Annotated in this window: 18 protein-coding genes and 1 pseudogene; 8 read left to right on the top strand and 11 right to left on the bottom strand. The window is 70.9% G+C overall.

Translation table 11 applies throughout. The annotated features are described in order from the left end of the window. The first annotated feature begins 33 nt into the window (after positions 1–33). The 6 genes from ASE01_RS15895 (at position 34) to ASE01_RS15870 (ending at position 7,928) form a co-directional block, all read left to right on the top strand. On the top strand, positions 34–2,010 hold the full coding sequence (locus ASE01_RS15895; protein WP_056754049.1) for a biotin carboxylase N-terminal domain-containing protein: 1,977 nt from the start codon (positions 34–36) through the stop codon (positions 2,008–2,010). Continuing rightward, positions 2,010–3,185 (top strand): acyl-CoA dehydrogenase family protein, encoded by a 1,176-nt coding sequence (locus ASE01_RS15890; RefSeq protein WP_157537389.1) that lies wholly within the window; start codon positions 2,010–2,012, stop codon positions 3,183–3,185. Before ASE01_RS15895 ends, ASE01_RS15890 begins: the two co-directional genes overlap by 1 nt. 65 nt (positions 3,186–3,250) lie before the next feature. Continuing rightward, positions 3,251–3,637 carry a PLD nuclease N-terminal domain-containing protein gene (locus ASE01_RS15885; protein ID WP_056754046.1) on the top strand — a complete coding sequence of 129 codons (387 nt, stop codon included), beginning with the start codon at positions 3,251–3,253 and terminating at the stop codon, positions 3,635–3,637. A 47-nt stretch (positions 3,638–3,684) separates the two neighbouring features. Beyond that, a complete protein-coding gene (locus ASE01_RS15880) occupies positions 3,685–5,619 on the top strand; it encodes a sulfatase (RefSeq protein WP_082606101.1) in 1,935 nt (644 codons plus the stop codon). Positions 5,620–5,686: 67 nt separating this feature from the next. After that, a complete protein-coding gene (locus ASE01_RS15875) occupies positions 5,687–6,820 on the top strand; it encodes a YihY/virulence factor BrkB family protein (protein ID WP_082606100.1) in 1,134 nt (377 codons plus the stop codon). Between the two features lie 124 nt (positions 6,821–6,944). Further along, positions 6,945–7,928: a hypothetical protein gene (locus tag ASE01_RS15870; RefSeq protein WP_056754041.1), complete on the top strand. Its 984-nt coding sequence runs from the start codon at positions 6,945–6,947 to the stop codon at positions 7,926–7,928. An 83-nt stretch (positions 7,929–8,011) separates the two neighbouring features. Here the strand turns inward: ASE01_RS15870 and ASE01_RS15865 are convergent, their stop codons facing one another. The 11 genes from ASE01_RS15865 to ASE01_RS15815 form a co-directional block, all read right to left on the bottom strand. Next, a complete protein-coding gene (locus ASE01_RS15865; RefSeq protein ID WP_056754038.1) occupies positions 8,012–8,782 on the bottom strand; it encodes a tyrosine-protein phosphatase in 771 nt (256 codons plus the stop codon). 43 nt (positions 8,783–8,825) lie between these two features. Further along, the gene (locus ASE01_RS15860) at positions 8,826–9,638 is read right to left on the bottom strand and encodes a DUF1295 domain-containing protein (RefSeq protein ID WP_056754034.1); all 813 of its coding nucleotides are present in this window, start codon (positions 9,636–9,638) and stop codon (positions 8,826–8,828) included. Positions 9,639–9,641: 3 nt separating this feature from the next. Continuing rightward, positions 9,642–10,901 carry an SAM-dependent methyltransferase gene (locus tag ASE01_RS15855; RefSeq protein WP_056754032.1) on the bottom strand — a complete coding sequence of 420 codons (1,260 nt, stop codon included), beginning with the start codon at positions 10,899–10,901 and terminating at the stop codon, positions 9,642–9,644. Next, positions 10,901–12,184, bottom strand: coding sequence for a class I SAM-dependent methyltransferase (locus tag ASE01_RS15850; RefSeq protein ID WP_056754029.1), 1,284 nt, complete (start codon positions 12,182–12,184; stop codon positions 10,901–10,903). Before ASE01_RS15850 ends, ASE01_RS15855 begins: the two co-directional genes overlap by 1 nt. Continuing rightward, entirely contained in the window at positions 12,181–14,226 is a 2,046-nt protein-coding gene (locus ASE01_RS15845; RefSeq protein ID WP_056754026.1) for an FAD-dependent oxidoreductase, read from the bottom strand. The genes ASE01_RS15850 and ASE01_RS15845 overlap by 4 nt, the downstream gene beginning before the upstream one ends. Then, positions 14,226–14,966, bottom strand: a complete 741-nt coding sequence (locus ASE01_RS15840; RefSeq protein ID WP_056754023.1) for an anti-sigma factor domain-containing protein — start codon at positions 14,964–14,966, stop codon at positions 14,226–14,228. The genes ASE01_RS15845 and ASE01_RS15840 overlap by 1 nt, the downstream gene beginning before the upstream one ends. Continuing rightward, complete coding sequence (gene sigK / locus ASE01_RS15835; RefSeq protein WP_056754856.1) at positions 14,963–15,568, bottom strand: ECF RNA polymerase sigma factor SigK; 606 nt, start codon at positions 15,566–15,568, stop codon at positions 14,963–14,965. Before sigK ends, ASE01_RS15840 begins: the two co-directional genes overlap by 4 nt. A gap of 37 nt (positions 15,569–15,605) precedes the next feature. Further along, the gene (locus ASE01_RS15830) at positions 15,606–16,274 is read right to left on the bottom strand and encodes a fasciclin domain-containing protein (RefSeq protein WP_056754021.1); all 669 of its coding nucleotides are present in this window, start codon (positions 16,272–16,274) and stop codon (positions 15,606–15,608) included. 134 nt (positions 16,275–16,408) lie between these two features. Next, positions 16,409–17,908, bottom strand: a complete 1,500-nt coding sequence (locus ASE01_RS15825) for a molybdopterin-dependent oxidoreductase (protein WP_056754016.1) — start codon at positions 17,906–17,908, stop codon at positions 16,409–16,411. Between the two features lie 59 nt (positions 17,909–17,967). Beyond that, positions 17,968–18,927: a succinylglutamate desuccinylase/aspartoacylase family protein gene (locus tag ASE01_RS15820; protein ID WP_056754014.1), complete on the bottom strand. Its 960-nt coding sequence runs from the start codon at positions 18,925–18,927 to the stop codon at positions 17,968–17,970. Further along, a complete protein-coding gene (locus tag ASE01_RS15815) occupies positions 18,917–19,381 on the bottom strand; it encodes an ATP-dependent zinc protease (RefSeq protein ID WP_235536046.1) in 465 nt (154 codons plus the stop codon). The genes ASE01_RS15820 and ASE01_RS15815 overlap by 11 nt, the downstream gene beginning before the upstream one ends. An 86-nt stretch (positions 19,382–19,467) precedes the next feature. Here ASE01_RS15815 and ASE01_RS15810 point away from each other — a divergent pair. Together ASE01_RS15810 and ASE01_RS25580 are read left to right on the top strand one after the other, a co-directional pair. Continuing rightward, positions 19,468–20,328 (top strand): annotated as a pseudogene (locus ASE01_RS15810) (ATP-grasp domain-containing protein); the annotation flags it as partial. Between the two features lie 27 nt (positions 20,329–20,355). Beyond that, a complete protein-coding gene (locus ASE01_RS25580; RefSeq protein WP_414858535.1) occupies positions 20,356–20,655 on the top strand; it encodes a cation:proton antiporter regulatory subunit in 300 nt (99 codons plus the stop codon). The last annotated feature ends 72 nt before the right edge of the window (positions 20,656–20,727 follow it).

Raw genomic sequence — 20,727 nt, 5'->3', positions numbered from 1 at the left:
AAACCCATCCGCTGAAGGAAGAGGACCCGCCTGATGGCCATCCAGCGACTGCTCGTCGCCAACCGTGGCGAGATCGCCCGCCGCGTCTTCCGCACGGCCCGCCGCCTCGGCATCGAGACGGTGGCGGTGCACTCCGACGCCGACGCCGGGCTGCCGTTCGTGCGCGAGGCGGACGTCGCCGTACGACTGCCGGGGAACACGCCCGCCGAGACCTACCTGCGCGGCGACCTCGTGATCGAGGCCGCCCGCAAGGCGGGTGCCGACGCGATCCACCCCGGCTACGGCTTCCTGTCGGAGAACGCTGCGTTCGCCCGCCAGGTCGCCGACGCCGGACTGGCGTGGATCGGACCGGACCCGGACTCGATCGACCGGATGGGCTCCAAGATCGAGTCCAAGAAGCTGATGGAGGCCGCGGGCGTCCCCGTCCTCGGCAACCTGGGTGTCGACACGGCGACCGAGGCGGACCTGCCGCTGCTGGTCAAGGCATCGGCCGGTGGCGGTGGCCGCGGGATGCGCGTCGTCCGCGCACTCGCGGACCTGGCCGACGAGGTCGAGAAGGCCTCCTCCGAGGCGGCGTCCGCCTTCGGAGACGGCACCGTGTTCGTCGAGCCCTATGTCGAGCGCGGCCGTCACGTCGAGGTCCAGGTGGTCGGTGACCGCGCGGGCGCCGTCGAGGTCTTCGGCACCCGCGACTGCTCGCTGCAACGCCGGCACCAGAAGGTCGTCGAGGAGGCGCCTGCCCCCGGTCTGTCCGCTGCGGTGCGCACCGCGATGCACGACGCGGCGCGAGCCGCGGCTGCGGCGGTCGACTACGTCGGCGCGGGCACCGTGGAGTTCCTGTACGACGCCGACACGGAGCGCTTCTTCTTCCTGGAGATGAACACCCGCCTCCAGGTGGAGCACCCCGTCTCGGAGCTGATCCACGGCGTCGACCTGGTGGAGCTGCAGATCGCCGTCGCCGAGGGCCGCGGTCTCGAGGTGACCAGCGGCGACCGGGTGCCGGTGGGTCACGCGATCGAGGTCCGGCTCTACGCCGAGGACCCGTCCGCCGACTACGCCCCGCAGACCGGCCGACTGCTCGAGCTCGCAGTGGAGCACGACGACACCTTCGCGCTCGACGGCTACGGCATCCGGCTCGACACCGGCTTCGAGTCCGGTGACGAGGTCGGCACCCACTACGACGCGATGTTGTCGAAGGTGATCGCCTGGGCGCCGACCCGTGAGCAGGCGGCGCGCTCCCTGGCCCGGACGCTGGAGAAGGCCCGGATCCACGGGCTGGTCACCAACCGCGACCAGCTCGTTGCCTCCTTGCGGCACCCGGCCTTCCTGGACCTCACGGGCCTCGCGACGTCGTTCTACGGCGAGTTCCCCGAGACCCTGGCCGGGCCCGGATCCGACGACCTGGTGCCGTTCGCCGGGGTCGTCGCGCTCGCCGAGCACCGCCGGCTTGCGGCGCGTGTGCAGTCCCGCATCCCAGCGGGCTTCCGCAACGTCGTGGCCGGTCCGCGCACGACCACCTTCGCGATCGGTGCCGACGAGGTCGTCGTGCCGTGGTTCGGCGGGGTGGGCGGCTACACGCTCGCCGAGCCGGATGCCGGGCGTCCGGTCACCGTCGTGACGGCCTCGCCCACCGAGGTCGTGCTCGACGTCGACGGTGTCACCCGTCGCTACGACGTACGGGTCCTCGGCGAGGCGGTCCTCGTCGACGGACCGCGGGGTGGCGCGACGCTGCGGATCGTGCCGCGCTTCGTCGACCCGTCGACCCAGGTCGCCGCCGGCTCGTTGCTGGCGCCGATGCCGGGCAGCGTGATCGCCGTGCGAGCCGCGGTCGGCGACGTCGTCCGCGAGGGCCAGGCACTGCTGGTCATGGAAGCCATGAAGATGCAGCACACCATCACGGCGCCGTACGACGGCACCGTCACCGAGCTGTCCGCTGCCGCGGGCCAGCAGGTCGAGGCGGGCACCGTGCTCGCCGTCGTCGAGCCCGCGGGCTCGGAGGAGGAGAACTGATGTCCACCGCCACCACGATGTTCACCGAGCCCGAGGAGCGCCTCGCGCTGCGCGAGGCGGTCAAGAAGCTGGCCAGCAAGTACGGCCGCGAGTACGTCGAGAAGCAGGCCCGCGAGGGCGGCAAGATGACCGAGATGTGGCTCGAGATGGGCCAGAACGGCTTCCTCGGCGTCAACCTCCCCGAGGAGTACGGCGGCGGGGGCGGCGGCATGGCCGACCTCGCGGCGGTCCTCGAGGAGTCCGCGGCGGCGGGTGCGCCGCTGCTGATGATGGTGGTCTCCCCGGCGATCTGCGGCTCGATCATCGCTCGCTGCGGCACCGAGGAGCAGAAGCAGCACTGGCTGCCGAGCATCTCCGACGGCACCCACCTGATGGCCTTCGGCATCACCGAGGCCGACGCGGGCTCGAACTCCCACCAGATCACCACCACCGCCACCCGCGACGGCGACAGCTGGGTGATCAAGGGCCAGAAGACCTTCATCTCCGGTGTCGACGAGGCGCAGTCGGTGCTCATCGTGTCGCGCACCGAGGACGCGAAGACCGGCAAGCTCAAGCCGGCGCTGTTCGTGGTGCCCACCGACGCGGAGGGCTTCACCAAGCAGCCCATCCCGATGTCCTGGCAGGCCCCGGAGAAGCAGTTCACGCTGTTCCTGGACGACGTCCGGGTTCCCCTCGACGCGCTGGTCGGCGACGAGGACGGCGGCCTCTGGCAGCTGTTCGCGGGCCTCAACCCCGAGCGGATCATGGGCGCGGCGTTCTCCTGCGGCATCGGCCGCTACGCGCTCGAGAAGGCGACGGCGTACGCCAAGGAGCGCTCGGTCTGGAAGGACCAGCCCATCGGCGCCCACCAGGGCATCGCGCACCCGCTCGCGAAGGTGAAGATCGAGCTGGAGCAGGCCCGCCTGCTGTGGCAGAAGGCGGCCGCCCTCTACGACGCCGGCGACGACTTCACGGCCGGCGAGTACGCCAACATGGCCAAGTACGCCGGCGGCGAGGTCGCCTGCAACGCGACCGACGTCGCGGTGCACACCCATGGCGGCAACGGCCTGACCCAGGAGTACGGCCTCGGCAACATGCTCGTCGCCGCCCGCCTGGGCCGGATCGCGCCGGTCAGCCGGGAGATGATCCTGAACTTCGTGGCGATGCACAGCCTGGGGTTGCCGAAGTCGTACTGAGCCTGACGGGCGATCACCACGGGAATTCGCCCACGGGCAGCCGTCAGGACCGGCATGATCACGCCATGATCAGGCTGCTGCCCGGGCTGTTGATCCTCATCCTGTGGATCTACTGCCTCGTCGACGTCATCGGTGCCCGTGAGGACGGGGTCCGCCACCTCGCCAAGACGTGGTGGGTCCTCATCGTGCTGTTCTTCCCCCTCGCGGGCTCGATCGCCTGGCTGGTCGCCGGGCGGCCGACGCCGGAGCGGCCGCTGACGCGCGACCAGGGAGCGGCGCCGGACTTCCCGGAGTACGAGCGCCGCGGCCGGTTCGCCGCCGCTGACCCGGCGAAGGACGAGGAGTTCCTGCGCAAGCTGCGCGAGCGGGCCGACGAGCAACGACGTCGCCACGACGAGCAGCGCCGTCAGCACGACGAGCAGCGCGACGAGGGTGAACGCGCTCCGGAGTGAGACCCGCTCCCGTGAATGTCGAGTAAGTCTATGTAGTATTTCGCCTCATGACTCGGCAGACCCTTCCCGCGACCCGTCGTACCGTCCTGCGAGGTGCTGCGGTGGGGGGAGCGGCCGCTGCGGTGCCGTTCGCCGCGGGTGCCGTCGGGTCGGCGGGCGAGACCAGAAGGGCTCCGCGGGCCGCCGGGCGTCGGCCCAACGTCATCGTCGTCTCGATCGACGACCTCGGGTGGGACGAGCTCGGCTGCTACGGCAACACGTTCAACGAGACGCCGCGGATCGACCAGCTGGCCGAGGAGGGCACCCGGTTCACCCAGGCGTACGCCGCCGCACCGCTGTGCTCCCCGAGCCGGGCCGCGCTGGTGACCGGCCAGTTCCCGGGGCGCACCGGCATCACCGACTACCTGCGCGGCGAGGGCGCGGCCAGCGACCTGCACCTGTCCACCGACCTCACCACGATCCCGGACGTGCTGCGTCCGCGCGGCTACACGACCGGTCTGATCGGCAAGTGGCACCTGACCGAGACCTACAGCGGCGACTACCGCTCGCGGCCGGGCAACCCGTTCGCGCACGGCTTCGACGAGGTGATCGCCTCCGAGCAGCTCTACATCGGCGGCGGCGACTACTTCCATCCGTACTTCTTCATGCCCTCTCTCCCTGCCCGCGCGCCGGGCGAGCACCTCACCGACCGGCTCGCCCAGGAGGCCGTCGACTTCGTGCGCCGGCACCGGGACGAGCCCTTCTTCCTGCACGTGTCCAACTACGCAGTGCACACGACGCTGGACGGCAAGCCCGGACTGGTCGCGAAGTACGACGCCAAGCCGGGCGCCGGCGGCCCGGGCGCGCGCCCCCAGCTCGCGGCGATGCTGGAGAGCGTGGACCAGCAGGTCGGCCGGATCGTCGACGAGCTGCGCACCCAGGGCATCGCCCGCAACACCCTGCTCCTGGTCACCAGCGACAACGGTGGCCCGAACCGCCCGGCCAACCAGCCGCTGCGCGGCGTCAAGGGCCAGCTCTACGAGGGCGGGATCCGGGTGCCGTTGATCGCGTGGTGGCCGGGCACCGGTGCGGCCGGTCAGGTCTCCGACGAGCTGGCGAGCACGATCGACGTCCTGCCGACAGCGGCAGCCCTCGCCCGCGTACCGACGCCCCGCCAGGTCGACGGGATCGACCTCTCCCGGGTCATCCGCGGCGGCAGCAGCGACCGGGACACCCTGTTCTGGGCCTACCCGCACCACATCGGCGCCGTCCATCCGCATGCCGCCGTGCGCCGGGGCCGCTACAAGCTGGTGCGACACCTGCGCGATGACCGCGACGAGCTCTACGACCTGTCGACCGACCCGTCGGAGACCACCGACCTGGCCGAGGTCGAGCCGGTCCGACGTGCCCGCCTCGGCCGGCTGCTCACCGAGCACCTCGCCGAGCTGGACCTGTTCGCCCCGGCCCCCGGCCCGGACGACTACCGGTCCGTCGCGCTGAGCGCCCCGCTGGCCGTGGTGGCGTCCGAGCCGACCCACACGATCCTGCGCAGCCAGGAGCCGGTGCGCTCGCGGCGCTTCGCGGCATCGGTGCGCACGGACCTGCTGCTCGCCGGCGGGGGCAACCGGCTCTTCCTGGGCGTCGCGCAGGACGCCGACAACCACCTCCTGATCCGCTACAACCACCGGCTCCGTCGGGTCGGCTGGGACCTGCGCTCCGGCGGCCTGGACGCGACCGGCGTCACCGAGCCGCTCGGTTCCCTGGACGGCACCCTCGACCTCTCCGGTCCCGGCTCACGCCTCGGCTTCGCGCTGCGTGGGAGCCAGGTGACGGCGTACGCCGCGCAGGCCTCGGGTGAGTGGGAGAGGCTCTTCCGCTTCGATGTCGGCGGGGTCCTGGACTTCGCCGATCGTGACGTGCGTCGGCGGTTCGGGTTCGCCGTCGGCGCCGAGGTGGACCCCGGCGCGACCCTCGTCGAGGGGTTCGAGGCGTGGCGCCGGTAGCGGCGCCGGTGGGCGCAAGATGCCGCCCCTCCCCGGATCGGCGTGGGCGATGTCATAGGTTGCGCCTGTGGGAGTTGTCGGAGACATCGATCGCGGGCAGCGCCGCCGCGCGGTCTTCGGCTTCCCGCTGGCGGTCATCTACAAGTTCTTCGACGACCAGGGCAACTACCTCGCAGCGATCCTGACGTTCTACGCGTTCCTGTCGATCTTCCCGCTCCTGCTGCTCGGCACCTCGATCCTCGGGTTCATCCTCGAGGGCCGTCCGAACCTCCAGGAGCAGGTGCTCGACTCCGCGCTCGGACAGTTCCCGATCATCGGTGACGCGCTCGGTCGTCCGGAGGGCCTGCAGGGCTCGACGGGCGGCATCATCGTCGGTGCACTCACGGCTCTGTACGGCGCGCTCGGCCTCGGTCTCGCCCTGCAGAACGTGCAGTCGGCGGCCTGGGCCGTGCCGCGCAACAGCCGCCCGCACCCGGTGATGACGCGGGTCAACAGCCTCTTCCTGCTGGCCGTCGCGGGGACCGCGATCCTGGTGATCTCGATCGGCTCGGCGGTGCTCGTCGAGACCGATGTCGTCGGCGAGCTGTCCCGGCACGGGTGGTTCCACTGGCTGGTCCGGTTGATCACCGTGGTGATCCTGGGGCTCGGCATGACGGCCCTGCTGCGGTTGGCTGCGGCCCGGGCGATCCGGGACCGTGGCATCCGGGCAGCGCCCGGTGGCTTCACCGTCGCGGTCCTGTGGCAGTTCCTGCAGTACATCGGCACCGTCTACGTCACCGGCGTCATCGCGAGCGCCGAGGCCAACTCGATGACCCAGACCTTCGGTGTGGTCCTCGGCCTGATGGGCCTGCTCTACATCGGCGCGATCATGGGTGTGCTGGGCATCGAGGTCAACGTGGTGCTGGCCCGCAGGTTGTGGCCGCGCGCGCTGCTCACGCCGTTCACCGACTCGGTCGACCTGACCGAGGCCGACCGCCGCGCCTACGCGATGTACGCGCAGATGCAGCGCCACAAGGGCTTCGAGACCGTCGCCGTGCGCTTCGACGGACGCGACGGTGACTCGCACGAGATCGTCCTCGACCCGGTCACCGAGGAGATCATCAAGCAGCACATCCCCGGCCGGCCGCCGCGCCCCGAGGCCGCCGAGGAGCCGACCCAGGCGATCCAGCTGGACCAGCTGGACCAGCTCCCGCCGGGGTAGCCGCTGGCGGATGTCATGCGAAGTGGCTGCTCCGGCGACCACATCGCATGACATCCCGGGGCGTTCTCCACAGGGAGGAGATCGAGGGTTCGACCGTGCCCGCGCCAGGGGACAGGTGATTCCCATGACCTCGCCACGAGCCGACCCGCCGCCGTCCTCCGCGTCGCTGATCCGTCTGGGACCGCTGGCCGCCCCTCGGTGGGACGAGGTCTACGCCATCGCCGGACGCCAGGGCGGTGTGCTCCTCAGACAGGTGCTGTACCTCCACGGCGTGACCCGGGCCGAGGTGCGTGGGCACGTGCGGGCCGGGCGGTGGCGGCTGCTGACCGATCAGGTCGTGGTGCTCCACAACGGCCCGATGGACCGACAGGCGCACTTCTGGGCGGCCGTCGTCCAGGCAGGACCTCGTTCACAGCTGGACGGCGCTGCCAGCCTGGTGGCGTCCGGACTGGAGCGGTTCGCCGTCGACCGCATCCGGGTCTCCGTGCCACGGGGAGCACGAGTGCGTCGTACCTCCCTCTACGACATCAGGCAGACCCGTCGCTGGTCGGCCAAGGACGCCGCGCCCAGTGGCATCCACCGGACGAGGGTCCCGGTCGCCGCCGTCCGGGCGGCGCTCTGGGCCGACAGCGACCGTCAGGCGGCGCTCGTCCTGACGATGGTGGTCCAGCAGGGGCTGGCGACGGCGTCGCAGGTCGGCGTCGAGGCACTCCGGATACGACGGGACAAGCGGCGGACCCTGATCCACCTCACGATCGGCGACCTCCTCGACGGCGCGCGGGCCCTGGGCGAGCTCGATGTCGCTCGGGAGCTGCGTCGGCGGGGCCTTCCGCTGCCGGCCAGGCAGGTTCTTCGCAAGGACAAGCGGGGGAACTACTACCTGGACCTGGGCTGGCCCGAGCTGGGTGTCGTCGTCGAGATCGATGGGATCCACCACGGGTGGGCCGAGAATGCCATCGGCGAGGCTCTTCGCCAGAACTCCCTGGCGATCAGCGGAGACATCGTGGTGCGGTTGCCCCTTCTGGGACTGCGCCTTCAGCCCGATGACTTCTTCGACCAGATCGCCGAGGCCCTCTCGGCGGGTCGTGCTCGGGCGTCGGCCGCGTGATCGGCCGCTCCTCCCGGGGAAGTCATACGATCTGGCGGCCACAGCGACCACTTCGCATGACATCCGCCGGGGGCGGCCCCCGCTCAGTCGTCCCGCAGCAGGCCCCTCAGCCGACTGACCACGGTGTCGTCGAGCCCGAGCCCGTCGCGGAGGTACGACGCCCGGTCGCCGTACGTCGCAGCGAGCTCCGCGAGCGCCGCCCGCAGGTAGGACGTGTCGACCACGAGGGTCGGCTCGAAGACGTCGAGGGCCTCGGGTCCGAGGTGCTTGGCGATCTCCGCCTCGGTGCGGGCACGGCTCTCGCCGGTGAGGGCGTTGGTGAGCAGGTAGTCGGCCTCGATGGTCGGGTCGTCGACCCCGGCGATGTGGAGCAGGAGCGCAGCGACCCATCCGGTGCGGTCCTTGCCGGCCGAGCAGTGGAAGAGCTGGGGTCCGCCGGTCGCGAGCTGGCGGAGGACGGCGCCGAAGGCCGCGGTCGACTTCGGGTGGGTGACGAAGCCGCGGTAGACCGCCTCCATCAGCTCCACCGCCGCTGCGCGGGAGGTGAGGCCGGCGACGCGCTCCATCGGGATGCCGATCGCGTCGAAGTGCAGCGCCTCGGCGCCGGGCACCTGCGGATCGGGGTGCAGCGCGATCTCGGTCGGCGAACGGAGGTCGAGCACGGCGCGCAGGCCGAGCGACTCGAGCAGGCCGTGGTCGGTGTCGGTGAGCCGCAGGTCGTTGGAGCGGAAGAACACCCCGGTCCTCAGGTGCGTGCCGTCGGTGGTGGCGTAACCCCGACCCTCGACCCGGCCGACCACGTCCCTGAAGTTGTCGACCGATGCCAGCCGGAGGTACTCCTCGTCGTCGCTCACGGGGACGAGGTTAGAGGAGACGCGGTCGCCGGAGCGGGCGAGCTCACGCCCGCCGCGGCGGCAGCGGGACGAAGAAGGACGTACGGGCGGCGTACTCCGGGTAGCCGGGGCGTTGCATCATCGTCTTCTCGATCAGGCGGGCGCCCGTGGCGTACACGAGGAAGAAGGTCATCGCGATGGGGGCCACGAGGGTGGCCAGGCCGGCGACCCAACCAGTCGCCAGGCCGCCGGCCAACCACACCCCCCACCACACACACGCATCCCCGAAGTAGTTGGGGTGGCGGGTGAACCGCCACAGTCCGGTGTCGAGCACCTGGGGGCGGCTCTCGCGGGGTCGGGCGCGGTAGGCCGCGAGCTGGGCGTCGCCGACGGACTCGAAGACGAGGCCGACGATCCACAGCACGCCGCCGAGGACGACGAGCGGCCACCAGCGGGTCTCACCGACCACACCGACGGCGACAGGAAGCGCAATGATGGTGAGCGCCACGCCCTGCACGGCGAACACCTTGCGTACTGCCCTGCCCATGCCCACCTGCGAGAGCGATCCCCCCAGAACCTTCTCGTATCGCGGGTCTTCATCGGTGTGGCCGGCGGTCCGGCGGTGGATGTGCCACGCCAGACGCGACCCCCAGACGGCAACGATCGCCGTCAGGAAGACGGTGCGGAGCGGGTCGCCCGTGTCGCGCAGCAGCGCCAGGAGCGCGCAGACCACGGCGACCAGGACGAAGCCCGAGCCCCAGGAGACGTCGACCACGGCCACCCGGCCCTGTCGCCGGGCGACCAGTGCGGTCGCGCCCATGACCAGCGCAGCGGTGACGGCCGCTGCGCTGATCGACCAGACGAGGTCAGCCCCCACGACTCACCACGCCCTGGTCCGCGGGAGGTCATGATCCCCGCCGGGGCGGACCAGGAGCACCTGGTCGACACCCATCCGGCCGTCACGGAAGGCCATCGAGCCCCCGACGAGGTAGAGCCGCCAGACGCGGACCAGCTCCTCGCCGACCAGCTCGGTGATGGCCTCGACGTTCTTCTCGAAACGTTCCAGCCACCCGGCCACGGTCAGGACGTAGTGCTCGCGCAACGCGTGCACGTCACGCGCCTCCAGCCCGGACGCCTCGAGCATGGCGACGGTCTCGCCGACCGGGCGCATGTACATGTCCGGCGCGATGAAGGATTCGATGAACGGCCCGCCCCCGGGATGCCGGCCGGTCCGTGACATCTGCTGCACGAGCACTCGTCCGCCCGGACGCACCGCGTCGTGCAGGACCTGGGCGTAGGTCGGGTAGTTGCGCTGCCCGACGTGCTCACCCATCTCCAGCGACGCCACGGCGTCGTACTCCGCACCCCTGATGGGTACGGCGTCGCGGTAGTCACAGAGCTGGAGGTCGACGCGGTCGCTGAGTCCGCGGCGGCGAGCGGCCGCCTGGGCGAACTGTCGCTGCTCGGTCGAGATCGTCACGCCGGTCACGTGCACGCCGAAGTGCTCGGCGGCGTGCAGCGAGAGCGAACCCCAGCCGCACCCGACGTCGAGCATCCGCATGCCGGGCTCGAGGCCGAGCTTGCGGCACACGAGGTCGAGCTTCGCGTGCTGGGCCTCGGCGAGCGGCTGGTCCGCCGACGAGTGGTAGCCGCTGGAGTAGGCCATCGTCTCGTTGTCGAGGATCAGCGAGTAGAACTCTGCGGTCGTGTCGTAGTGGTGGCTGATCGACGCACGGTCACGGGCCTTGCTGTGCAGCCGTCCGCGGAGCACGGCCTGGGTGGCGGGCGGGGCGGGCGGTCGGCCGAGCAGGTCCATGCCGAGGGCCGCGCGAACGGCACCGACGACGGCCCGCGCCGAGGGACGGCGGCCGGAGAGGCCCCGCTCGGCGGCCACGGCGAAGGCGTGGGTCAGGGCGCGGTCCAGGTCGCCCGGCACGTCCAGCTCGCCGGTCACGTAGGCCTGCGCCGCACCGAGCTCGTTGGGGTGCCAGAGGAGACGACGCAGCGCGTCGGGGGAGCGGAGCTCGACGACCGGGGCGTTCTCCGGACCAGCCTCCGACCCGTCCCACGCCACCAGGCGGACCGGCAGGTCGCCGGCCAGGAAGGGCCGCAGTGCCTGCTCGAGCTTCGCGGCGATCATCACGACTCCTCGCCCGGGCGGGTGAAGGTCAGCTGGTGGTCGTCGATGTAGCCCGCGGCGAAGCCGCCACGGCAGTACTCCAGGTAGAAGTGCCACATCCGGACGAAGGTCTCGTCGAAGCCCAGGCCGTTGACCTGGGCGACCGACTCGAGAAAAGCCCGGTCCCAGCGCTGCAGGGTCGGCGCGTAGTGCGCACCGAAGCCGAACTCGTCGCTGACCCGCAGCGACGTGTGGGTGTCGACGACCTCGTGGATGGCCTCCACCGAGGGCAGGGCGCCGCCCGGGAAGATGTACTTGGTGATGAAGGTGTGCGTCGAGCGCGTCGCGAGCATCCGGTCGTGCGGCATCGTGATGGCCTGGATGGCCACGATCCCGCCCGGCGCGAGGACGTGGTCCAGGGTCTGGAAGTACGTCGGCCAGAACTCCCAGCCGACGGCCTCGATCATCTCGACGGACACGACGGCGTCGTACTGGCCGGCGGGCTCCTCGAGCAGTGCCCGGTAGTCGCACAGGTCGACCTGGACCTGCTCGGCATGGCCAGCGGCGGCGATCCGGTCGCGGGCGAGCTGCTGCTGCTCGACGGAGAGGGTGATGGAACGGACGACGGCGCCGCGCTCGGCGGCGCGGATGGCCAGCTCGCCCCAGCCGGTGCCGATCTCGAGGAGGCGGGTGCCCTCACCGACGCCGGCCTGGTCGAGCAGCCGGTCGATCTTGCGGTGCTGGGCAGCCGCGAAGTCCTCGGTCAGCGCGGTCTCGAGGTCCTCGAAGAGTGCCGCCGAGTAGGACAGCGTCGGATCGAGGAACGCCGTGAAGAGGTCGTTGGAGAGGTCGTAGTGGTGCGCGACGTTGGCCTGGGTGTTCTCGGTGGTCCCGCGGTGGCTGCGGGGCAGACGCGGGACGACGAGGGCGCGCAGCTTCTGCAGCGACGGCGGGACCAGCTGGGCGATGTCGGAGGCCATGACGGTGAGGAACTCGCCCAGCACGCCGTCCGCCGGCTCGCCGTCCTCGCTCCAGGCGCCGGTCATGTAGGACTCGCCGAACCCGATCAGCTTGTCCCGTCCGATCCGGGCGAAGAACTCGGCCGGACGGTGGACGACGATGGCGGGTCCGCCGAGGCCGAGCTGTTCGCTCGTGCCGTCGGGGTGGTCGAGCCGGACGCTCACGTGCAGTCGGGCGACGGCGGAGCGGAACAGGCGAGCGGCGATCTTCGCGGAGATCCCGTTGTGCGGCGCGGAGCGCAGGCTCTCCCACGGTGCGGCGGTGCGGGCGTCGGTGACAGTCATCGGTTGCTGCCTTCCTGATGGGCCGAGGCGGGTGTGGGACGGGGTTGGACGGGCAGGCGGCGGGCCCACAGGGCGATGCCGTGTGCCCGGATGAGGGCGGAGCCGCGCAGGCCAGCGAGCGGCAGTCGTGGCGCCGGGGCGGGAGTTCCGGTCACCGCGGCGTCGAAGCGGGCACCGTCCTCGGTGACCAGCCGGACCGCGATGCGCAGTCGACCGGAGACCGGGTCCGGCGGCGGCGCGACGACCTCGTAGTGGCCGTCAGTGCCGTGGAAGGGCGAGACGTACATCGCCTTGTCGACCTGTCCCCGCCCGTCCTCGTCGGCATCGAGCAGGTAGGCGTGTCGGTCGCCGTAGGTGTTGTGCACCTCGACGACGGTGGCTGCGGGACGGCCGGCACCCGTGCTCCCGGTCCAGCACCAGTGGACCGAGATCGGATTGAAGCAGTGGCCGAACGCCCGAGGCTGCGCAGCCATCAGCGCGCGGCCGCCCCGCAGGTCGATGCCGTGCCCGGCGAGGAAGCGGTCCAGGCCCTCGCGCACGGTGGTCGTGTCGCCGTCGAAGTGGTCCCGGCCCAGGAATCGACCGCGGGCGCCGTCGACGGTGCCCTCACCGCTGACCTGGTCGAGGTCGACGACGGCGAGGTGGGAGTGGATCACGAAGTCGTTGCGCAGGGGTGCGCGTCGGCGGTGGGTCAGGGTGGTGCGGTACGACGTCGCCGGGGCCGCAGGTGCTGACGGCGTACCGTCCGCCCAGCCGAGGCCGAGCCGCTCGGCGGCCTTCAGGCCGGAGCGCGCGCCGTCCTCGTGGAAGCCCCAGCCGTGGTAGGCGCCGGCGAAGGCGATGCGATCGGTGTCGATCTCCTTCAGCCGGCCCTGGGCGGCGACGGAGGCCGGTGTGTAGAGCGGGTGGGCGTAGTCGCGCCGGGCGATGACGGTGTCCGGGTCGACCAGGTCCTCGCCGCCCAGCGTCACGAGGTACGAGGTGCCCGTGGGCAGCCGTTGCAGACGGGTGAGGTCGTAGGTGACGAGCACTCCGGCCCGGGACGACGCGGGGCGCCGGAAGTTCCAGGAGGCCCGTGCGTCCTCGGCGCTCGGCAGGAGGCTGGTGTCGGTGTGCAGCAGCGCGGTGTTGGGCGCGTAGGGCATCGCGCCGAGCAGCTCCTTCTGCAGGAGCGTGGGCGCGACCAGCATCCCGAGCGCCTGCTCGGGGTGCGCGGCGATCACCACGGCGTCGTACTGCTCACGACCGCTGGCGGTCGTCACCTCGACGCCGTCCTCGGTCTCCTCGATGCCGAGGACCGGGCTGCCGGTGCGGATCTCGCTGCCCCTCTCGCGGATCGCGTCGGTGAGGGCGCGGACGTAGGTGCGCGAACCTCCGGTGACGGTGCGCCAGGTCGGCGATCCGAACACCTGGAGCATGCCGTGGTGGGACAGGAACGAGAACAGGTACGCGGCCGGGTATTCCAGCGCCGTCTCCGGCTCGCACGACCAGACCGCGGCGACCAGGGGCTCCATGAAGTGGCGGCGGAAGTACGGCGTGAAGCCGCCCTCGTCGAGGAAGTCGGCCAGCGTGGTCGGGTCGCCAGCGGGGTCCTCGGTCGCCTCGAGCAGCCGCCGGGCCTGCCGGTGAAAGCGCGGGATCTCGGTCAGCATCCGCAGGTAGGAGGGATTGCGGTGGTTGCGCTCCCCGGCGGGGAAGACGCCGGTCCTGCCCAGCGCGCCGGCCCACTCGAGGCCGGTCTGCTCGTCGCTGATCGACATCGACATCTCCGACTCCTGGGTCGGCACGCCGAGCTCGTCGAAGATCCGCAGGAGGACCGGGTAGGTCCGTCGGTTGTGGACGATGAAGCCGGTGTCGATCGCCAGCATCCGGCCGGTCGGGTCCAGGACGTCGTGCGTGTCGGCGTGGCCGCCGAGCCGGTCGTCGGCCTCGATCAGCGTGACGTGGACGTCGTGGTCGGGATGGGAGGCGACGTAGGCGGCGGTGAGTCCGGCGACGCCGGAGCCCACCACGGCGATACGCCGTGGTGTCGAGCTGTTCATCACGTGAGGGGGAAGTAGGCGATCGGCTCGGCCGAGGGCTGGTCCGATCCCCCTGCCGGCTCGACGGTGATCCCGACGCCGACGGCACGTGAGCCGTCGCCCTCGAGGGGGAAGGTCTGGTCGCGCAGCGGCGGCATCAGCCCGGCCCGGACCATCTCGCCGGCGGGCGTCTGGAACCAGAGCTCGTAGACCTTGCCGGCGGGGGCCGGGGGCATGTCCTCGGTCTTGATGAGCGCCCTGCCCAGGCTGCGCGAGTGCACGATCGTGGCCACCGCGCCGTCGGGGAAGTGCTTCTCGACGCTGGTGGCGTCGGCCGCGGCGATGATCTGCTCGGCGGGGCTCAGCTGCGGGCCCTGGCCCGGGGTGGTCTCCTCGCTCCAGGGCCGGACCCAGGCGGTGCCGACGGCGAGGAGCAGGACGACGGCGGCGGCGACGAGCAGCGGGACCCGGGAGAGCAGGCGGCGCGTACGGCGCTCGGCGAGCTCGTCGCGGACCTCGGGCTCCTCGAGGATCGGCGGCAGGGGACGGATGTCCTTGATGCCGGCCAGCACCGCGGCACGGAGTGCGGGGGACGGCTCGACGGCGTCGATGCCGAGCAGGGCGGAGGCCTCACGGAGGCCGTCGACCTCGTCGCGGCAGTCGGGGCAGTTGCTCAGGTGCGCCTCGAACCGGGCGCGCTCGAGGTCATCGAGGGCGTCCACGGCGTATGCGCCCGACAGAGCGTGGTCCTGATCGGTCATCTTCCTACTCCGATCGTGTCGCGCAGCCTGATGAGTCCGTCGCGAATCCTGGTCTTGGCTGTCCCGACCGGTAGGTCGAGCAGTGCGGCAACTTCCGTGTGGGTGTAGCCGCCGAAGTACGCCAGCTCGATTGCCTCGCGCTGGACGGTGGTGAGGTGGGTCAGTGCGGCGCGGACCCGGCGTGCCTCGAGGGAAGCATGTGCTGCCTCGGCGGTGACGTCGTGGTCGGGCACCTGGTTGTGCTGTTCGTAGGCAACGTCGCGGCGGGAGGCCGCCTCTGCGCTGCGGACCCGGTCGACCGCCTTGCGGTGGGCGATGGTCATCAGCCAGGACAACGCGCTGCCCCGTTCGGGGTCGAACCGTCCGGACTGGCGCCAGACCTCGAGGAACACCTCTTGGGTGACCTCTTCGGCCTGGGCCCGGTCGCGGACGACGCGGACGACGAGCCCGTGGATCCGGGACGCCGTCGCGTCGTACAGCTGCGAGAAAGCGACCGTGTCTCCCCGGGCGGACAGCTTCAGCAGCCCACCCAGGTCAGGCCCGGCCGCAGCCGCCGCCCCCGCGAGGGGGGCGCCGGCTGCGGCGTCAGGGACCGGTTGCATGTCGGTCACTCTCTCGTGTTTCGGAGGTCCTGCAGGATCACTTGACCCCGGTCATGACCTTGTCGATCACGTAGACAGTAGCGTTGGCGGTCGGGATGTTGCCGCAGAGCACGTTGGCGGTCACGGTGCCGTCGGTGACCGTCATGCCGGACTCGGCGTCGCCCTCGATGGTGAGCTTGTCGCCCGCGAGGGTGTCCTGGCCACCGACGATGCCGTCGGCCTTCTCGTTCGCGCCGACCACGTGGTGGGCGAGGATCTTGTAGAGCATGCTGTCCTGGCCGTCGGCCTTGCCGCCCTCGACGAGACCGTTCAGGTCCGCCTCCGGGATCTCGGCGAACGCGTCGTTGTACGGCGCGAAGACGGTCAGCGCGGGGGCGCCGTTGAGGGTGTCGGCGAGGCCGTCGATGCTCGTGACGGCGGTGACCAGCGTGCTCAGGAGCGGGTTGTTGCTCGCGGCGGTGGCGACCGGGTCCTTGACCATGCCGTCGAAGGAACCGGCACCGGAGGTCGGGATGGCGGAGCAGCCGGGACCGAACGTCTCGGCGGCAGCGCCCTCCTCGGCCATCGGGCTGTCGGACGTGTCGGAGCTGGTGTCGTCGCTGCCGCTGGTCTCCGGCTCGTCCTCGCCACAGGCGGCCAGGGAGACAGAGAGGGCGAGCACGGCGGTCGCGATGCCGGCGTTGCGGCGCAGGGTCTGGAGCTTCATGGTGATGCCTTCCGTTGTTTGGTGCTTGGTCTTGCTTCGGTGGTGATTCGGTGTGCTGGTCCGGCCGGATTGGGTCCGGATCGAACTTTTCTTCCGGACTTTCTGAAGCCGTCCAGAAGGGTCTGTGAAAGCGGTCAGCCGACGTTGACGATGAGCTCGTGGAGCCCGCTGGCGCCGTTCGGGAAGGGCTCGGCACGCACAGCGGTCTGTGCCTCGTCGTTGCCGGCGACAGCGCGTACGGCGATCCGGTGGGAACCGGACTCGGCAGGCCACTTGTAGAACCACTGACGCCAGTAGTTCTCGCCCGCGTTCGGGCCCAGCTCGGCGTCCTTCCAGCCCGCACCGTCGATGCGGACCTGGACCTTCGCGATGCCGTCCCGCTCCTGGGCCCAGGCGACGCCACCGATGATGACGTCGCCCGCATCGATCTGCGCCAGTGCCTTCGGGGTGTCGATGCGCGCGGAGATCTTGATGGGGGCGTCGGTCGCCCACTCCCGCTCGGTCCAGTAGGCCTTCTGATCGTCGTACGTCGTCAGGGTGAGCTTGGTGAGCCACTTGGTGGCGCTGATGAAGCCGTAGAGGCCGGGGATCAGCATCCGTACGGGGAAGCCGTTCTCACGTGGCAGCTGCTCGCCGTTCATGCCGACGACGATCATCGCGTCGCGTCCGTCGGTGGCGAGGTCGAACGGGGTGCTGATCGTCATGCCGTCGAAGTCGGTCGAGAGGATCTGGTCGGCCTTGGTGTTCTTGATGCCGGCCAGGTCGAGCACGTCGGTGAGCCGGACGCCGAGCCAGCGCGCGGAGCCGAGGTAGGGGCCGCCGACGCTGTTGGACACGCAGGTGAGCGTGATGTCGCGCTCGATCATGGGCATCTCGAGCAGCTCGTCGAAGGTGATCGTCACCTTCTTGTCGACATCGCCGTCGATGGTCAGCGTCCAGTCGTCGCTGCTGACCACGGGCGTGTCCAGCCGGGTGTCGACGCGGTAGAAGTCGGCGACGTCGGTGCGGAACTTGGTGATGCCGGGGACCTGGTCGTCGAGTCCGCGAGGGAACGACGGAGCAGGCTCCACGGGGTCGGGGAGCGCGATGTCCTCGGGGCGGGCGCGCAGCTGGGTCACGACGCGACCCGCGAGACCTCCGACCGCAGCGGCCGCGCCGAGCGCGGAGACGGTGAGGAGCAGGGTGCGGCGGGTGCCGTCGGTCTCGGCCTTCTCGTGCGTGCGGGACAGGAGGCGCAGGGAGAGCGGCCCGGCGATGATGGCGACGATGCTGGGCAGCAGGTCGATGACGCTGGCGGAGGGACGGGTCATCACGGCCACGCCGGCGACGGCCACGAGGCCGGCCAGCAGAGCGGAGCCCGCCATGAGGTTCTTGCGCGCGATGATCCCGGCGACCGCGGCGAGGAGCAGCACGCCGACCATGACGGAACCGACCAGGATCACCTTGTCGGCGCTGCCGAAGGTCCGGATCGCCCATTCCTTCATCGGGGTCGGGGTGAGGTCGATGACCGTCGAGCCGACGGCCAGCACGGGCGAGGACGCTGGGTCGGTCACTGCCGCGGTGAGGTGGGCGAGTCCGATCCCCACCAGGGTCGCCAAGACGCCGTACCAGGCCCAGAGCAGTCGCAGCTTCATGGAGGTGCTTCGTAGCCGAGCCCTCGGCGGATTGGTCCGGTCAGACGGGACTGGCTGGGTCAGACGGGGGTGGCGATGTGGATGAGCGCGTCGCCTGCATTCACCAGCGGTGCCCGGGTCAGCCCGATCACGATCCCTGGGCGATCGGCGTGCACGAGGCGCACCCGTCGGCCGAAGGTGTCGGACAGTCCGCCCAGCCGTTGGCCCTCCTCGACGCGGTCGCCCAGGTGCACCTCGAGGTGCAGGATCCCGGTGCCGCGTGCGCGGACCCAGCCGCTGGTCCGGGCCTCGGCAGGCGGGGTCTCGCCCTCAGGTGCGGGCGGCAGCGGATCGATCATGTCCAGCGCAGCCAGCACACGGCGTACCCCCTGGACGCCGACGGCGATGGGCTCCTCCTCGAAGCGCAGCGCCTCGCCGGCCTCGTAGAGGAGCACCGTCGCGCCGCGGTCGCGTCCGGCCTGGCGCAGCGAGCCGTCGCGCAGGCGGGCGTGCAGCATGACGGGGGCACCGAACGCCTCGGCGAGCTCGCGGGTCCGTGGATCGTCGAGGTCGGCGCGGATCTGGGGGAGGTTGGTACGGCGGTCCGCCGCGGTGTGCAGGTCGATGCCGACCTCGCACTTGCTGACCACCTCGGTCATGAACAGGTGCGCGATCCGGCTTGCGAGCGAGCCGCGTGCCGAGCCGGGGAAGGAGCGGTTGAGGTCCCGGCGGTCCGGCAGGTAGCGGTCGCCGGTCATGAACCCGAGCACGTTCACGACGGGTACGGCGAGCAGCGTGCCCCGCAGCGTGCGGGGCGACAGCGTCGCGACGGCCTGGCGGATCACCTCGACCCCCATCACCTCGTCGCCGTGGATGGCGGCGTTGACCCAGACCGTGGGGCCGGGCTCGCGTCCGTGCACGACCCGGACAGGCAGGCTCACGTCGCCACCGGTCACGAGGCGGGTGATCGGGAGCTCGACCTCCTTGGTCGATCCGGCGCGGACCCGGACGTTGCCGATCGCGAAGGACTCACGCGCCACTGCTCACCCCACGGTTGCGACGTCGTACCTTCCTCGGCGGGCGCCCGCCGAGGTAGGAGCGGCCGGAGTCGACGAGGAACCCCCGGCGCAGGGCCTCGCGGCCCACCAGCATCCGGAAGCCCATCTCGTCGCGGCGCGTGAGCGTGACCTCGGTCGTCACGGTCTGGCCGAGCAGCTCGATCTCGGTGAGGACCACGACGCGTTCCTGCTCGTGACCGGTCGAGGAACGGATGGTGCGGCGGTCGTGGACGGGGCACTCGACGAGGACGGCGTCCTGGTTGGACCGCTGCCACGGGTGCACAGAGAAACGGACCCAGTCGACGCCGTCGCGCTCGAACTCGACGAGGTCGAACGCATGAAGTGCCGAGGTTCGGGCACCGGTGTCGAGTTTGGCCTTCACGGGGCCGACGCCCATGCCCGGCAGGCGCACCCATTCGCGCCAACCGGCGGTCACGGCCGCATGGGTTGGCCTGCTTGAATGAGAGCTGGGCACGACTGACATCCAATCAGGCACACCAACTTCGGCAACCCAGGTCAGGTATGAAGCTCGCGATCCTCTCCCGCGCTCCGCGGTCCTACAGCACGCAGCGCCTTCGCACGGCGGCACTCGACAGGGGCCACCAGGTGAAGGTGCTGAACACCTTGCGCTTCTCGATCGACCTGTCCGGGGACCTCCCCGACCTGCAGTTCCGCGGCAAGCAGCTGTCCGACTACGACGCGGTGCTGCCGCGGATCGGCAACTCGATCACGTACTTCGGCACCGCCGTGGTGCGCCAGTTCGAGCAGATGGACGTCTACACGCCCAACACCGCCAACGGGATCTCGAACTCCCGTGACAAGCTCCGCGCCTCGCAGATCCTGTCGCGCCACAACATCGGCATGCCCGCGACCACCTTCGTGCGTGACCGCGCCGACGTGATTCCCGCGATCGAGCGGGTCGGCGGCGCGCCCGTGGTCATCAAGCTGCTCGAGGGCACCCAGGGCATCGGGGTCATCCTGGCGCCCGACATCAAGGTGGCCGAGGCGATCATCGAGACCCTGCAGAGCACCAAGCAGCAGGTGCTGATCCAGCGCTTCGTGGCCGAGAGCCGCGGCCGCGACATCCGCGCCCTCGTCGTCGGGGACCGGGTGGTCGCCGCGATGCGCCGCGTCGCCCAGGGCGACGAGTTCCGCTCCAACGTGCACCGCGGCGGCAGCGTCGAACGGGTCGACCTGGACCCCGAGGCCGAGCAGATCGCCGTACGCGCCGCCCAGATCATGGGCCTCAAGGTCGCCGGTGTCGACATGCTCGAGGCCGACTCCGGTCCGCTGGTGATGGAGGTGAACTCCTCGCCCGGCCTGGAGGGCATCGAGCAGGCCACCAAGCTCGACGTCGCCGGTGCGATCATCGACTACATCGACAACCAGGTCGCCTTCCCGCAGATCGACGTGCGTGAGCGGCTCAGCGTCTCGACCGGGTACGGCGTCGCCGAGCTCGTCGTCCACGGTGACGCCGACCTCGTGGGCAAGACCCTCGGCGAGTCGGGGTTGCGCGACAAGGACATCACCGTGCTCACCCTGCACCGCGGCACCACCGTCATCCCCAACCCCTTCCCCCGGCACGTCCTGGAGGCCGAGGACCGGCTGCTGTGCTTCGGCAAGCTGGAGGAGATGCGGTCGATGATTCCGGCGCGGCGCAAGCGGACCCGGGTCAAGAAGCTGCCCAAGCAGCCGATTCACACGGACTGAGAAAGTGCTGCGGTTTGGGACCAAACCGCAACATCTCGTCCGGGAAACGTGCGGTCTGTGACCAAACGACGT

It is taken from the genome of Nocardioides sp. Root190 (genome assembly GCF_001428565.1).
Taxonomy (GTDB): Bacteria; Actinomycetota; Actinomycetes; order Propionibacteriales; family Nocardioidaceae; genus Nocardioides.
The sequence above is the reverse complement of the archived record's forward strand: the minus strand, read 5'-3'. Positions and strand labels throughout refer to the sequence as shown.

Excerpts from the sequence above, each read along its gene's own strand:
- ASE01_RS15840 (WP_056754023.1), bottom strand. The coding sequence starts at position 14,966 with ATGACCGATCAGGACCACGCTCTGTCGGGCGCATACGCCGTGGACGCC.
- ASE01_RS15845 (WP_056754026.1), bottom strand. The coding sequence starts at position 14,226 with ATGAACAGCTCGACACCACGGCGTATCGCCGTGGTGGGCTCCGGCGTC.
- ASE01_RS15880 (WP_082606101.1), top strand. The coding sequence starts at position 3,685 with ATGACTCGGCAGACCCTTCCCGCGACCCGTCGTACCGTCCTGCGAGGT.
- ASE01_RS15895 (WP_056754049.1), top strand. The coding sequence starts at position 34 with ATGGCCATCCAGCGACTGCTCGTCGCCAACCGTGGCGAGATCGCCCGC.
- sigK (WP_056754856.1), bottom strand. The coding sequence starts at position 15,568 with ATGCAACCGGTCCCTGACGCCGCAGCCGGCGCCCCCCTCGCGGGGGCG.
- ASE01_RS15885 (WP_056754046.1), top strand. The coding sequence starts at position 3,251 with ATGATCAGGCTGCTGCCCGGGCTGTTGATCCTCATCCTGTGGATCTAC.
- ASE01_RS15890 (WP_157537389.1), top strand. The coding sequence starts at position 2,010 with ATGTCCACCGCCACCACGATGTTCACCGAGCCCGAGGAGCGCCTCGCG.
- ASE01_RS15830 (WP_056754021.1), bottom strand. The coding sequence starts at position 16,274 with ATGAAGCTCCAGACCCTGCGCCGCAACGCCGGCATCGCGACCGCCGTG.
- ASE01_RS15825 (WP_056754016.1), bottom strand. The coding sequence starts at position 17,908 with ATGAAGCTGCGACTGCTCTGGGCCTGGTACGGCGTCTTGGCGACCCTG.
- ASE01_RS15850 (WP_056754029.1), bottom strand. The coding sequence starts at position 12,184 with ATGACTGTCACCGACGCCCGCACCGCCGCACCGTGGGAGAGCCTGCGC.
- ASE01_RS15855 (WP_056754032.1), bottom strand. The coding sequence starts at position 10,901 with ATGATCGCCGCGAAGCTCGAGCAGGCACTGCGGCCCTTCCTGGCCGGC.
- ASE01_RS15870 (WP_056754041.1), top strand. The coding sequence starts at position 6,945 with ATGACCTCGCCACGAGCCGACCCGCCGCCGTCCTCCGCGTCGCTGATC.